Genomic DNA, 12897 nt, shown 5'->3' on the forward strand with positions numbered 1-12897 from the left:
TCCCACAGCAGCTCCGGCCCCGCCCCCGACCAGCGCAGCCCCGCGCACTTCCATGCCTGTGCCATCGCCCACCACGGTAGGCGCCGCCACTGACAACGCCCTCTCGGCCACTCGTCCCCGCCCCGCGAGCCGGCACCCCACGCACGCCGGATGACCGGCACGAGCCTCCAGGTCCCGCACCCGCATGCCCCACTCGGCCCGTGGCCGCACGCCCGGCGGCTTGCCCCACCCGGACAGGTGCAGCGCCCACGTGACCAGCGCACTCAGCGCCACGACCACGAGTCCCGCCCCCACCAGCACCGCGGACACGGCGCACACGCCGGCCCCCGCCACCGAGGTGCCGAGGGTGGCGATCGCGACGCCGGTCCAGCCGGCGACCGTATGGCCTTCGTCGTACAGAGACATGGATACCTCACGATCTAAGAAGTTGTGATACTTAACTTCTTACAAGGTAAGAGAAACCGAAAGCGGATAACAAGGAGCCAGCAGAAACCGACCGCAGAGGGAGCACGTCCCGCGATGACCGCCCAGTCACCCCGTCCACCCGCCACCCCCGCGCAGGCACTGTCGGCGATGGACGACCTCATCGCGGCCAGCCTGGTCGGCCAGCAGGAGATGGCCCAGCGCCTGGGCCTGAACGTCACCGACCTGACCTGCTTCGGCTACGTCATCCAGGCCGGCGAGGACCTCCTCACCGCGGGCGACCTCGCGACCCGCGTGCACGTCACCACCGGCGCCGTGACCGGCATCCTCAACCGCCTGGAACGCGCGGGATACGTCACCCGCCGCCCCGACCCCCAGGACCGCCGCCGCGTCCGCGTGGCCGCCGAACCCACCGCCGTGGCCCGCGTGTACGCCCTGTACGAGCCCTACTACACCCGCCTCAACACCCTCTTCGCGGACTACTCCCCCCAGGAGATCGCCGTCCTCACCGACTGGTTCTCCCGCGCGACCACACTGGCGAACGCCTACCGGGAGGAACTGCGGGACAAGTGAGCCCTCCGCCGGCGAGACGTAGGTCACACCGCCCCGTGTCACACCGCGGCGGGCCGCTCCGTCAAAGACGTGTAACCCGCACCCACGGCAGAGGAGTCACCATGGAAGCCCGCCTGAACCTCTTCGGCAGTCCGCTCGCGGCCAAGCTCGTGAAGCACATCAACTCGGCCGGAAGGGAGATCGCGAACTCGACTCTGCCCGCGGCGACGCAGGAGCTGGTCAAGATCCGCGCCAGCCAGATCAACGGCTGCGGGTACTGCACCGACATGCACACCAAGGACGCCGCGCACGCCGGGGAGAGCGCGCAGCGCCTCCACCTGGTCGCGGCCTGGCGTGAGGCGACGGTCTTCACCGAGGCCGAGCGGGCCGCCCTGGAACTGACGGAACAGGGCACCCGTATCGCCGACGCGGCCGGCGGCGTCACCGACGAGGCCTGGGCGAACGCCGCCAAGCACTACGACGAGGAGCAGCTCGTCGCCCTCGCCGGGCTGATCGCCGTCATCAACACCTACAACCGGCTGAACGTCATCGTCCGGCAGCCCGCCGGCGACTACCAGCCGGGACAGTTCGGCTGATCCCGCCCCGCGGGCCCGCGGAAGGCCGCCCCGCGGGCCCGCGGAAGGCCGCCCCGCGGGCCCGCGGAAGGCCGGTGTCAGGTCCGCCGGCCCCCGAACTCCCACTCGTGGACCTCGATCCCGGCGTACCGGTCCTGGGTCAGGACGGCGCGTGCCGCCTCCGGGTCCGGCGCCCGGACCAGTACCGCCGTCCCGAGCCAGGCACCGCCGTCGTCGGACAGCAGCGGCCCGTACGCGATCAGCTCGCCGCGGTCGTCCGGTACGTCGAGATCGACGGCCTCTCCCGCACCGAGCCCGAGGACCAGGTACCGGTCGCTCCCGTCCCGGCCGCCGGGGAAGTCCCACATCGTGCGCCCCAGCAGGTTCCGCCATCGCCGCAGCATCACGTCCCGGTAGGCACCGGCCTGGTAGTTGGGCTCGTCGAAGGCGAACGCCCGCGCGGCGGCCGGGCCGGGAAGGTCGACGATGTGGACACTGCCGGTGAGCACGCCCTCGTCGAAGGTCGGCCCCCGGGCGATCAACTCGGCCTCGTACTGATCCATGTAGGCCCAGTGCGCCTCCACCAGCTCGGTACGCAGGGCGAGAGAACCGGGCCGGTCACGGTGATGACAGAAGAACTCCATGCGCCCAGTCTCGGCGAACGCCCCGGAGCGCGCGGCCGATCCGACGGATCACGCCGGGCACAGGACGGGAGCGCCGGGGCAGCCGTAGCCCGGCCGATGAGGCAGGATCGGAGGGAGGCAAGGTGACGGTTCCCACCGGGAGGTGATGATCGTGGGCGGCGACGCGGGTTTCGGCGGCGGTGACGCCGAGGAGGAGACAGATCTCCAGCGGGCCCGGATCGCCCGCGAACTGATCACCGCCGTGCGCGGGCTGCCTCCCGAGGAGGTCCCCGAAGCCCTGTGCCGCAGCTGTGCCGCTCTGCTGCCCGGCGTCGCCGGACTGTCCGTGTCCGTGCTCGGGGACGGCCCTGACTCGGCGGTGGTGCTGTTCGCGAGCGACGAGACCGCCACCCGGCTCGCGGAGATCCAGTACACCCTCGGCGAGGGCCCCAGTCCGGAGGCCGTCCGGCTACGGGCCCCGGTGTTCGCCCCGGACCTCAGAGACGGCCCCGACGTACGGCGGTGGCCACTGTTCTGCGATCAGGCCGCCCGAGCGGGCGTGGAGGCCGCCTTCTCCGTGCCGCTGGCGGGCGCCGGCGGCGCCTTGGGCACGCTCGACCTGTACCGGGAGACCGCGGGCGGCCTGGACGGCGACGACGTACGGACGGCTCTGCTGGTCGCCGACGCGGTGGTCCTGGCCGTCACGGCGCTGGATCGCGCTTCTTCGGACACCGATGGCGTCGTAACGTGGCTGGCAGGAGCAGAGTCGGATCGGGAGGAGATCCACCAGGCCACCGGAATGATCATGGCGCAGCTGGGAGTCGGCGCGGAGGAGGCACTCCTGATACTGCGTGCCAGGGCTTTCGCGCAGGGCCGCACCTCGAGCGAGGTGGCGCGGGCCGTCATCGACCGAACCATGGACATGCGTCATGACTGAGCGACCACGACATGTGACGAATCCGCCGGGGAGGCGAGCATGAACCGCGAGCGTGAGCTGGCGCAGGCGTTCGTCGACCTGGCCGACACCTATGCCTCCGACTTCGACCCACTGATTCTCTTCAACCGTCTGGTGCACACCTGCCGGGGGCTGCTGGAGGTGGACGCGGCGGCGGTGATGATCGCCGACGGCCGGGGCACCCTGAAGACGATGGCGGCCACGGAGGACGGCGCCGCGTTCGTCGAGCTGCTCCAGATGCAGACGGGCCGCGGCCCCTGCATGGACTGCTTCCGCACCGGGCAGGCCCGTGGCATCCCGGACATCACCGCAGAACGGGACCGCTGGCCGAAGCTGGTCCCCGCCATGCTCGACAACGGGTACCGGACCTTGCACACCGTCCCGCTGCGTCTGCACGACCGGCCCCTGGGAGCCGTGACCCTGCTCAACGCGCGGGTCGGGAACCTGTCCGAGGGCGACGCCCACCTGGCGCAGGCGCTGGCGGACTCAGCCGCTCTGTCGCTGATGCACTGGTCCACGGAACCGGCGCGTGTCGACGACGTCATCACCCGCGTGCAGAGCGCCATCGCGGCCAAGACCGCCCTGGAGATCGCCAAGGGGATGATCGCCGTGTACGGGGACATCGAGGTGGGTGAGGCAGGGCGCCGCCTGACCGACTACGCCCGCCATCACCGGGTGAGTCTCGCCGACAGGCTCACGCCCTGGTGAGCCGCACCATGGACCCGACCGTCGTCGTGGGTGACCCACAGGGGTCGTGAGGCCGGGAAGCTCCCGGTGGGAGCTAGCCGGCCCTGCGACGCCGCACGGCGGCCGGCGCGGGGATGAACTCCGGCCCGTCCTCGGGCGGGAAGTCCTCGGTCTCCGCGAACTCCACGAACTCTCCGAAGTCCGGTGCCTGGAAGGGGTTCGCCGTCGGAGGCGGCGACGTCGCGGTGGCACTGCGCGGCGCCCCTTCCGGAGCGGAGAACAGCGAGGTCGAGTCGATGAGAGGACTCCCATTCGTTACAGGTCCGTGAGGAAGCTGGTGTGCCGTGACCGGGCACAGCGGTTTCTACAGCTTGGTCAGCTTGGGGTACGGGCTCAGGATCCGCTGTTGCGCCGAGCCGAAATCCACGAGGACCGCGATTCCCTCCTCGATGCCGATGACCCGGCCGAGGCCGTACATGTCGTGCGTGACCTGGTCACCCACGGCGAACTGCTTGGGCGGCGGCGCGACCGGGGCCTTGAAGGGGCTGGTGGGCAAATAGCGCTTCGATGCAGCAGGCTTTGTCATTGCTTCCAGTATGCGCCTGCCCGCAACCCCCTGGCAGCGCCCGAACGCACCTACTACCGCGAAAGCCGGGCTTCCCGTCCCCCGGGGCCAGGCGCGGACCGGTCCGGTGGACGGGCGAGGACCGGCCCGGACCAACGCAAGAGGCCCCGGATCGCTCCGGGGCCTCTTGCCTGTGTGCACTCGGCAGGATTCGAACCTGCAACCTTCTGATCCGTAGTCAGATGCTCTATCCGTTAAGCTACGAGTGCTTGTCTTTCTTCTGTTTTCTGTCTTGGCTCCCGGCCCTTCCGGCCCGCTCGCGGCGACAGGAAGAACATTACATGACAGCCGCCGCCATGTGAAATCCGATTCCGATACCCCTTGTGACCTGCGAGAAGGCCCGATCTGGGGGGCAACTGGAAGGCGTACCTGGAACGACGAAACCCCGGTCGCGAAGGACCGGGGTTCGACGTGAGCGGAGGCGGAGGGATTTGAACCCTCGATGGGATTGAAGTCCCAAACCGCATTAGCAGTGCGGCGCCATAGACCGGACTAGGCGACGCCTCCACACAGCCGCTCGCGTGTGGGCGAGTGGCGCGTGCAGATGATGACACAGTCGAGCGTCGTGTCACCAATCGGCGTCCACGGTACTAGGCGAGCGGCCCCCGGGGCAAAGGCATTCGCCGGGCGGAACGTACCCGGCGGCGGGGCGTTAGGCAGGCCATGGTCCAGGTCACACCGCTCCGGCGGCTCCTTCTCACCCTGTCCGCCGCCTCCGCGGTGGCCGCCACCGGCTCCCTCGGCGCGGGTTCCGTCACCGCCCACGCGGGCTCCGGCCCGGCCCGGCCGCCCCTCGCGCCGCCGCCCGTCCGTGACGAGGACCGGCCGGCCGCCGGTGATCACCTCACGGTGACCGTCCGGGGCGCGGGCGGGAGCGCCGACGGGACGTTCCGGGTGCGCTGCCAGCCGGACCGCGGGGATCACCCGGACGAGTCGGGGGCCTGCGCCGCCGTGGACCGCAACACCCGCTGGGGCAAGGACACCTTCGCGCCCGTCCCGCAGGGCAGCGTGTGCACCATGCGGTACGGCGGTCCGGCCACCGCGCATGTCACCGGCCGGTGGGCCGGCCGACCCGTCGACACGACGTTCGAGCGCGGCAACGGCTGTCATATCGAGCGCTGGGACCGGTTCGTGCCGTTGCTGCCCGAGATGGGGCGGGCTCCGACCCGGCCCTGACCCGGCCCGACCCCGGAGAAGGGGGGCCTGGGGCGGTCGCCCCGGTTCCGTTCCGGCCCTGTCCGCAGGGGTCCGAGGGGACGATGGGACGACACCCCGCCACCCCACGGATTTCGCACAGGTTTGCCATGGCAGAAGCACCCGTCGCGTAAACGTCACGCGAAGGTCCCGCGAAACCGGGGAGGGCGGTCATACGTTCTGTGTCACTTCGTCGTGCGAGCTGCCTCTCATCCGGCGTCGCGAGCACGACCCCAGCCCTTAGACTCCCTCGCGTGACACGCTGCGGGACGGTTGGCAATATGGCCCGAGCGGTCGGCAAAGTGCGGTAACAGGGAGGAAGCGACTCGTGAGCAGCAGGCCATCCCGAGGCGCTGCTCGCCTCGCAGCCATACTCGACGCCCTTCCCGACGCGTTGGTCCTGGTCAACGCCAACGGAACCGTCGTCAACGCGAACACCATCGCGCTGGAGGCATTCGAGACGCCGGGCACCGCCCTCGTAGGGCGCGGACTGCTCGATCTCCTTCCGGAGTTCGACTCCAAGCTCATCCCCGGCTCGATGCGGCGCCCGGACCACATGGACCCGCGCGGCCGGACCAAGCCCACCCGGATGGTCGCCCGGCGCACCGACGGCACCGAGTTCCCCGTCGAGGTCACCAGCGCCAACCTGGAGAACGGCCAGCAGGCCTACGACAGCTACGGCTACGCCAGCGACGAGCTGCTGATGCTCGTCGTACGCGACCTGTCGGGCACCGTCGACACCGAGGCCGAGCTGGCCCGGTCGCAGCGGCAGACCGAGATGATCCTGCGGGCCGCGTCCGAGGGCGTCGTCGGCACCGACACCGACGGGCGGATCGTGCTGGTCAACCCGGCCGCCGCCCAGACCCTCGGCTACCGGGCGAGCGACCTCGGCGGCAAGGAGCTGCACACGCTGGTGCTGCACTCCCGCGCCGACGGCTCCCCCTTCCCGTACGAGGAGTCGCCGCTCGCCGACACCCTGCGGTCCGGGCGCAAGCACCGGGTGCGCGGGCAGGTGCTGTGGTCCAAGGGCGGGGACAAGGTGTCGGTCGATCTGACGACCGCGCCCGTCCGGGACGGCGACCAGCTCGTCGGCGCCGTGATGACCTTCACCGACCGGCGGCCCTACGACTCCCTCGCCGAGGAGAAGGACGCCGTCGAGAAGCGGCACCGGGACGAGCTGGAGCGGCTCTCCGACGAGCACTCCTCCGACCTCACCGCTCTGCGCCAGCAGCATGTCGCCGAGCTGGAGGAGCTCCGCGAGCGGCACGAGGAGGAGCTGGCGGCCGGCGAGGAGCGCTATGCCTCGCTGGGCGAGCGGGAGAGGGACCGTTACGAGGCCCTCGCCGCCCGGTACGACCAGTTGCTGACCCTCCTCGGAGGGTCGCTGCGCGGCCCCCTGGACGAACTGCGCCGCGAACTGTCCGCGCTCGCCGCCGACGACGCCGGACAGCTGTGGCCGGAGGCCAACCAGGTCCTGCACCACCTGTCGGCCGGGTACGCGCGCATCACCACCCTCATCGACAACGTCCTCGACTACCAGCGCCTGGACACCGGCGGCGAGGCCATCACCCGCACGAAGGTGATGCTCGACGCCATCGTCGCCGCCGGTGTCGACGGGGCCGTCGAGCTGGTCGGGCCCGGCCGGGTCCAGTTCGCCGTACACGCACCGCCCATCGAGGCCGAGGTCGACGCGCGGCTCCTCGCGACCGCGCTCGCCCACCTCGTCGCCGACGTCGCGGGCGTCGACGCCACCGGCAACGCGCCCGTCTCCACGGGCGGCTACATGGACAACACGGTCGTCGTGGCCGCCGCCCAGCGCGGCGAGGTCGTCCGCATCGAGGTGCGCGGCCCGTACGCCGGCGGCGACCCCGTGCACGAGCCGATCGTGCGCGGAATCGTGCGCGCTCACGGCGGCGTGCTGCAGACGCACGAGGTGCCGGGCATGAGCGGCAGCGCGTACGTCCTGGAGGTGCCGTTGGGCGGAGGCGCGGGCGCCGTCGCCGCCCCCGTCGGGTCCGCCCTCGCCCTGGCCGGTCCGCCGGACGCGGCCCCCGAGGCGGCCGACGCCGAAGGTGAGCAGCACTCCGTCGCCGGGCGGCGGCGGGCGCGACGGTCCTCCGTGGACGCCTTCCTGGAGAGCGAGGTTCCGGGCGGGGCGGGCGCCGGTGCCGAGGGTGAGCCCGCGGTGCCGACCGGCCGGCGCCGCCGGCGTGGCCCGGCCGCCGAGGAGCCGCCTGCCCTGGCCCCCGCCGAGGAGCCGGAGGGCTCCGGCGGGACCGGCCGGCGACGCGCACGGTCCGCCGAGCCCGGCGAGGACGCCGGTGTGAGCGAGGGCGCCGTACTCACGGCCGCCGAGCACGCGGCCGGAACCGCCGCCTCGGGCAACGGACTCGGCGGCACCGTTCCGCCCCAGGGCGTACCGGCGCCGAGCGGACGGCGGGCCCGGCGCGACGACGAACCGCAGGCGGCCCTGCCGCCCGCCCTCCCCGCGGTCGCCGGCACTCCCGTGCCCGCGGAGGATCCCGACCAGCCGACCGGACGCCGCCGCCGCGCCCTGGCCGCCGCCAACGAGCGCGCCGCCGCGCAGGAGGCCGGGCCCCGTACGGTGTTCGCCCTGCCGCCCGCGGAGGCGGACCGGTCGACGGACCCGGCGACCGGGGCAAAGGAGAGCGCCGGGTCGCGTGAGGCGGGGCAGCAGGCGCCGATGCCGGTCGCTCCGGGGCCCCTGCCCGCTGCCGGGCCCCTTCCCGTTGCCGGGCCCCTTCCGGTTGCCGGGCCCCTTCCCGGTCCTGGTCCTGTTCCTGTTCCCGGTCCTGTTCCCGGGCAGGTTCAGGTGCCGGCTCAGGCCGTGTCCGACGACTCGCCGATCGACCACGGCCGGCACGACGCCGTCGCGCACGGCCAGGGCGACGACCACACCCCGCCGCAGCCGCACCCCACCACCGCTCCCACGGGCCGTCGGCGGCGGGCCGCCGGTCAGCCCGAGACCGAGGCGTTGGCCGAGGCTCAGCCTCAGCTCGGGACGGAGACTGCTTCGGCTGCCGCCGTTCCGGCGCAGGCTCAGGCTCCGCAGGCTCAGGCTCCGCAGGCACCCGCGCCCGTCCAGTCCGCCCAGGAACTGCCGCCTCCGGCTCAGCCGCTCCCCGGTCAGCCACATCCGGCCACCTCGAACGTGCCTGGTCAGGCGGGCGCCCCCGGGCCTGCCGCGCCGGTCGGGCCGCTCCCCGCCGCAACGGCCGTCCCGGCGACGCCGACCCCCGGTGCGGGCACCCCGTTGCCGCCCGAGGCGGCCACCGCGCAGCCGCGGGCGGCTCAGCCTCTGCCCGCCGAGGCGACGGCGCCGAACCCGCCCTTCGACCCCAACTCCACCCAGGGCCGCGCGATCAGCGTGCGGACGCTGGGCCAGGGCGTGCCCTTCACGCGGCAGGCCGCACAGGTGCAGCAGACCCCGAAGGCTCCTCAGCCCGCGACCACCACCCACTCCACCTCCGCCACTCCCGCCCCGCACAACCCGAACGGTTCCGGGCGCCGCCGCAAGCTGGGCACGCGGCCCGACCCGACGGCGGGACAGGAGCAGGCGGCCCGTCCGCATCCGACGGCCGAGCAGGCCGCCGTACCTCCGGGGCAGCCGCTTCCCGGACAGTCCCTGGCGGGACAGTCCATGGCCGGGCAGTCGCGGCTCGCGCCGGGGACCGAGGGGGCCGGGCGGTCGTACGCCATAGGGGCACCGGACAAGAACGCCGCCGAGGGGCCCGAGCCGCTGGACGGGCCGGGCGGGGCCGTCGAGGTGGCCGACCCGCCTCGGCCGCAGCCGATGGACGACGAGCTGCCGCCGGAGCCGCTGGACAACCCGCGCCGGCTGCTGGTGTGGCCGGCTCCGGACGTCAGTACGCAGCAGGCGCTCAGCGACCGCGGCTACCGGCCGGTGATCGTGCACTCGCGCGAGGAGGTCGACGCGCAGATCGCCGCCTTCCCGGCCGCGCTGTTCGTCGACCCGCTGACCGGGCCGATCACCCGGACCGCGTTGCAGTCGCTGCGCCAGGCGGCGGTGGCCGCGGAGGTGCCGGTGCTGGTGACGGCCGGGCTCGGCCAGGCGACGCGCGAGGCGGCCTACGGCGCCGATCCCGCCGTACTGCTGAAGGCGCTCGCGCCTCGGGACAGTGAGCAGCATCCGCCGCGGGTGCTGCTGATCGAGGAGCACGCGGAGATCGCGCTGGCGCTGACCGCGACGCTGGAGCGGCGGGGGATGCAGGTCGCGCGGGCGGCGAGCGACGCGGACGCGGTCACGCTGGCGGGGCAGCTGCGGCCCAACCTGGTGGTGATGGACCTGATGCAGGTGCACCGGGGCCAGGCCGGGATCGTCGACTGGCTGCGGGCGAACCAGCAGCTCAACCGCACGCCGCTGGTCGTCTACACGGCCGCCGTCGACCAGGCCGATCTGCCGCGGCTGGCCTCGGGTGAGACGGTCCTGTTCCTCGCGGAGCGCTCCACCAGCGAGGAGGTCCAGGTGCGGATCGTCGACCTGCTGGCGCGCATCGGCACCAACTGAGGGACGCGGTTGGGGGGCGGGCGACCAGCCTGCGGGCCGCTTCCTCCGCAACGGCGCGTACGGGGGCCGGGCGGGGCAGGTGAGCGGGCCGCGGTGTCGAGCGGCGGGCGTGGGCCGATCTCCTCGGCCGCTGCCGGACAGCCGTCCGCCCGGCAGAGGCCGCGAGGTGCTCTGCCGGGCGGGCGGGGTGTGTCAGAGCTGGGTGACGTCCAGGTCACCCGCCGCGTACTGCTTGCGCAGCACCTTCTTGTCGAACTTGCCCACGCTGGTCTTCGGGACGGCCTCGATGATCGTCCAGCGCTCCGGGAGCTGCCACTTGGCGACGCCGCCCTCGTCGGCGAGGAAGGCGCGCAGGGACTCGAAGTCGGCGGTGGCGCCCTCCTTGAGGACGACCGTGGCCAGCGGGCGCTCGCCCCACTTGTCGTCGGGGACGGCGACGACGGCGGCCTCGGCGACGGCCGGGTGGGCCATCAGCGCGTTCTCCAGGTCCACCGACGAGATCCACTCGCCACCGGACTTGATGACGTCCTTGGCCCGGTCGGTGAGGGTGAGGAAGCCGTCGGCGGAGATGGTGCCGACGTCGCCCGTCTTCAGCCAGCCGTCCTCGCTGAACTTGTCGGCGGGGCGCAGGGGTTCGGCACCGTGCCCGTTGTAGTAGGCGCCGGCGATCCAGGGACCGCGGACCTCCAGTTCGCCCGCGGACTCCCCGTCCCAGGGGAGACGCTCGCCGCCGGGTCCGGTGAGCCGGGCCTCGACGCTTGCCGGGAAGCGGCCCTGGGTCAGGCGGTATCCCCACTCCGCGTCCGTGCCGACGGCGGAGGCCGGCGGGCGGGCGATGGTGCCCAGCGGGGAGGTCTCCGTCATGCCCCAGGCGTGGCAGACCCGCATGCCCAGCTTGTCGAAGGCCTCCATGAGGGAGGGCGGGCAGGCCGCGCCGCCGATGGTGACCTGGGTGAGGGCGGAGACGTCCCGCGGCTTGGCGGTCAGCTCGGCCAGCAGGCCCTGCCAGATGGTGGGCACCGCGGCGGCGTGCGTCGGCTTCTCGCTCTCGATCATCTCGGCGAGGGGCGCGGGCTGGAGGAAGCGGTCCGGCATCAGCATGTTGACGCCGGTCATGAAGGTGGCGTGCGGCAGGCCCCAGGCGTTGACGTGGAACTGGGGCACGACGACCAGGGTCGTGTCGTGGTCGGTGAGACCCATCGACTGGGCCATGTTGACCTGCATGGAGTGCAGGTAGATCGAGCGGTGGCTGTAGACCACGCCCTTGGGGTCGCCGGTCGTGCCGGAGGTGTAACACATGGCGGCGGCCTGGCGTTCGTCCAGCTCGGGCCAGTCGTAGGTGGTCGGCTTGCCGGCGAGCAGGTCCTCGTACTCGTGGACCCGGGCGCTCACCCCCGCGAGCAGCGAGCGGTCGCCGGGGCCGGTCACGACCACGTGCTCGACCGTCTTGAGGTGCGGGAGCAGCGGGGCCAGCAGCGGCAGCAGCGAGCCGTTGGCGATGACGACCCGGTCGGCGGCGTGGTTCACGATCCACGCGAGCTGTTCGGCGGGCAGCCGCAGGTTGAGGGTGTGCAGCACCGCCCCCATGGAGGGGATGGCGAAGTAGGCCTCGACATGCTCGGCGTTGTTCCAGGCCAGAGTCGCCACTCTCTCGTCGTCGGTGACTCCGAGGTCCTCGCGCAGTGCGTGCGCCAGCTGGGCCGCTCGGGCGCCGATCTCGGCGTAGGTGCGGCGCTGCGGCTCCCCCTCGCCGGTCCATGTGGTCACCTGTGACGAGCCGTGGATGGTCGATCCGTGCGTCAGGATCCTCGAGATCAGCAGCGGTACGTCCTGCATGGTGCTCAGCACGGCGTCCTCCCAGGTGCGGCGTCATTGCCTACGCGGTGGTAACAGTTGCGCTGATTCTGCGCACATACCACGCGGTATGTCACTAGGGAGCGATGATCGATCAGGTCACGTTAAAGCGCACGCCGAACCGCCACTTCAGCGCGTTATCGAACAACGCCCAGCTCAGGGTCGTCCCGGAGCTTGCCGAGCGCCCTCGACACCGCCGACTTCACCGTGCCCACCGAAACGCCGAGCACCTCCGCAGTCTGCGCCTCACTGAGATCCTCGTAGTACCTGAGGACTACCATCGCCCGCTGCCGGGCGGGCAGCTTCATGATCGCCCGCCACATCGCGTCGCGCAGCGCCTGCCTCTCGGCCGGGTCGTCGTGGCCGGGCTGCGGTTCCGGCTCCGGCAGCTCCTCGCAGGCGAACTCGTCGACCCTGCGCTTGCGCCACTGCGAGGTGCGCGTGTTCAGCAGGGCCCGGCGGACATAGCCGTCGAGCGCCCGGTGGTCCTCGATCCGCTCCCACGCGACGTACGTCTTGGCGAGCGCGGTCTGCAACAGGTCCTCGGCGTCGCTCGGGTTGGCGGTCAGCGACCGTGCCGTCCGCAGCAGCACCGGCTGGCGGGCGCTGACGTACGACGCGAAGGACGGATACGAAGAGGGCCGCGTCTTGCCGTTCGCAGCGCGGGTGCAGACGGGTGTGGTCATGGCTCCACGCTAGGTTCGGACCCACCTGCGGCGGATCGGCCGCAGGTGCCGAAGCCGAGTCCGCCTCAGGTTGTAGGGGTGGTGCTGCCTCCACCTCCTGAAGGTGGACGAGACCACCCCGACTACTGCGGGATGACCCCTGGGGGTCGGACGCCGGGGGGACGGGTATCCCGG

Annotated in this window: 11 protein-coding genes and 2 tRNA genes; 6 read left to right on the forward strand and 7 right to left on the reverse strand. The window is 72.4% G+C overall.

Translation table 11 applies throughout. The features are described from left to right. A partial coding sequence (locus P1P75_RS33310) for an HGxxPAAW family protein (protein WP_319262587.1) occupies positions 1-405 on the reverse strand: 405 nt, incomplete at its 3' end. A gap of 114 nt (positions 406-519) precedes the next feature. On the opposite strand from P1P75_RS33310, the gene P1P75_RS33315 reads away from it, so the two are divergent. Together P1P75_RS33315 and P1P75_RS33320 are read left to right on the forward strand one after the other, a co-directional pair. Next, complete coding sequence (locus P1P75_RS33315; protein ID WP_319262589.1) at positions 520-996, forward strand: MarR family transcriptional regulator; 477 nt, start codon at positions 520-522, stop codon at positions 994-996. Positions 997-1097: 101 nt separating this feature from the next. Then, entirely contained in the window at positions 1098-1571 is a 474-nt protein-coding gene (locus P1P75_RS33320; RefSeq protein ID WP_319262591.1) for a carboxymuconolactone decarboxylase family protein, read from the forward strand. Between the two features lie 77 nt (positions 1572-1648). Here P1P75_RS33320 and P1P75_RS33325 read toward each other — a convergent pair whose 3' ends face one another. Continuing rightward, positions 1649-2194, reverse strand: coding sequence for a YciI family protein (locus tag P1P75_RS33325; protein WP_319262593.1), 546 nt, complete (start codon positions 2192-2194; stop codon positions 1649-1651). Between the two features lie 145 nt (positions 2195-2339). Between P1P75_RS33325 and P1P75_RS33330 the strand changes: the two genes are divergently transcribed. Then, positions 2340-3110, forward strand: a complete 771-nt coding sequence (locus tag P1P75_RS33330) for a GAF and ANTAR domain-containing protein (RefSeq protein WP_319262595.1) — start codon at positions 2340-2342, stop codon at positions 3108-3110. Between the two features lie 39 nt (positions 3111-3149). Then, complete coding sequence (locus tag P1P75_RS33335; protein WP_319262597.1) at positions 3150-3836, forward strand: GAF and ANTAR domain-containing protein; 687 nt, start codon at positions 3150-3152, stop codon at positions 3834-3836. Between the two features lie 343 nt (positions 3837-4179). Here the strand turns inward: P1P75_RS33335 and P1P75_RS33340 are convergent, their stop codons facing one another. The 3 genes from P1P75_RS33340 to P1P75_RS33350 all read right to left on the reverse strand — a co-directional run bounded on the left by P1P75_RS33340 (position 4180) and on the right by P1P75_RS33350 (position 4947). Beyond that, on the reverse strand, positions 4180-4401 hold the full coding sequence (locus tag P1P75_RS33340) for a hypothetical protein (protein ID WP_073499188.1): 222 nt from the start codon (positions 4399-4401) through the stop codon (positions 4180-4182). Between the two features lie 175 nt (positions 4402-4576). Then, a tRNA-Arg gene (locus tag P1P75_RS33345) sits at positions 4577-4649 on the reverse strand. A 207-nt stretch (positions 4650-4856) separates the two neighbouring features. Continuing rightward, positions 4857-4947: transfer RNA gene (locus P1P75_RS33350), tRNA-Ser, on the reverse strand. Positions 4948-5103: 156 nt separating this feature from the next. Here P1P75_RS33350 and P1P75_RS33355 point away from each other — a divergent pair. Both P1P75_RS33355 and P1P75_RS33360 read left to right on the forward strand, forming a co-directional pair. Beyond that, a complete protein-coding gene (locus tag P1P75_RS33355) occupies positions 5104-5616 on the forward strand; it encodes an SSI family serine proteinase inhibitor (protein WP_319262598.1) in 513 nt (170 codons plus the stop codon). Between the two features lie 346 nt (positions 5617-5962). Next, the gene (locus tag P1P75_RS33360) at positions 5963-10183 is read left to right on the forward strand and encodes a PAS domain-containing protein (protein WP_319262599.1); all 4221 of its coding nucleotides are present in this window, start codon (positions 5963-5965) and stop codon (positions 10181-10183) included. Between the two features lie 192 nt (positions 10184-10375). Here P1P75_RS33360 and P1P75_RS33365 read toward each other — a convergent pair whose 3' ends face one another. Both P1P75_RS33365 and P1P75_RS33370 read right to left on the reverse strand, forming a co-directional pair. Next, complete coding sequence (locus P1P75_RS33365; protein WP_319262602.1) at positions 10376-12019, reverse strand: long-chain fatty acid--CoA ligase; 1644 nt, start codon at positions 12017-12019, stop codon at positions 10376-10378. Between the two features lie 155 nt (positions 12020-12174). After that, positions 12175-12723 (reverse strand): SigE family RNA polymerase sigma factor, encoded by a 549-nt coding sequence (locus P1P75_RS33370; protein ID WP_150471784.1) that lies wholly within the window; start codon positions 12721-12723, stop codon positions 12175-12177. Positions 12724-12897 lie beyond the last annotated feature (174 nt).

This window comes from Streptomyces sp. ID05-39B, assembly GCF_033794725.1.
GTDB classification, from domain to species: Bacteria; Actinomycetota; Actinomycetes; order Streptomycetales; family Streptomycetaceae; genus Streptomyces; species Streptomyces bobili.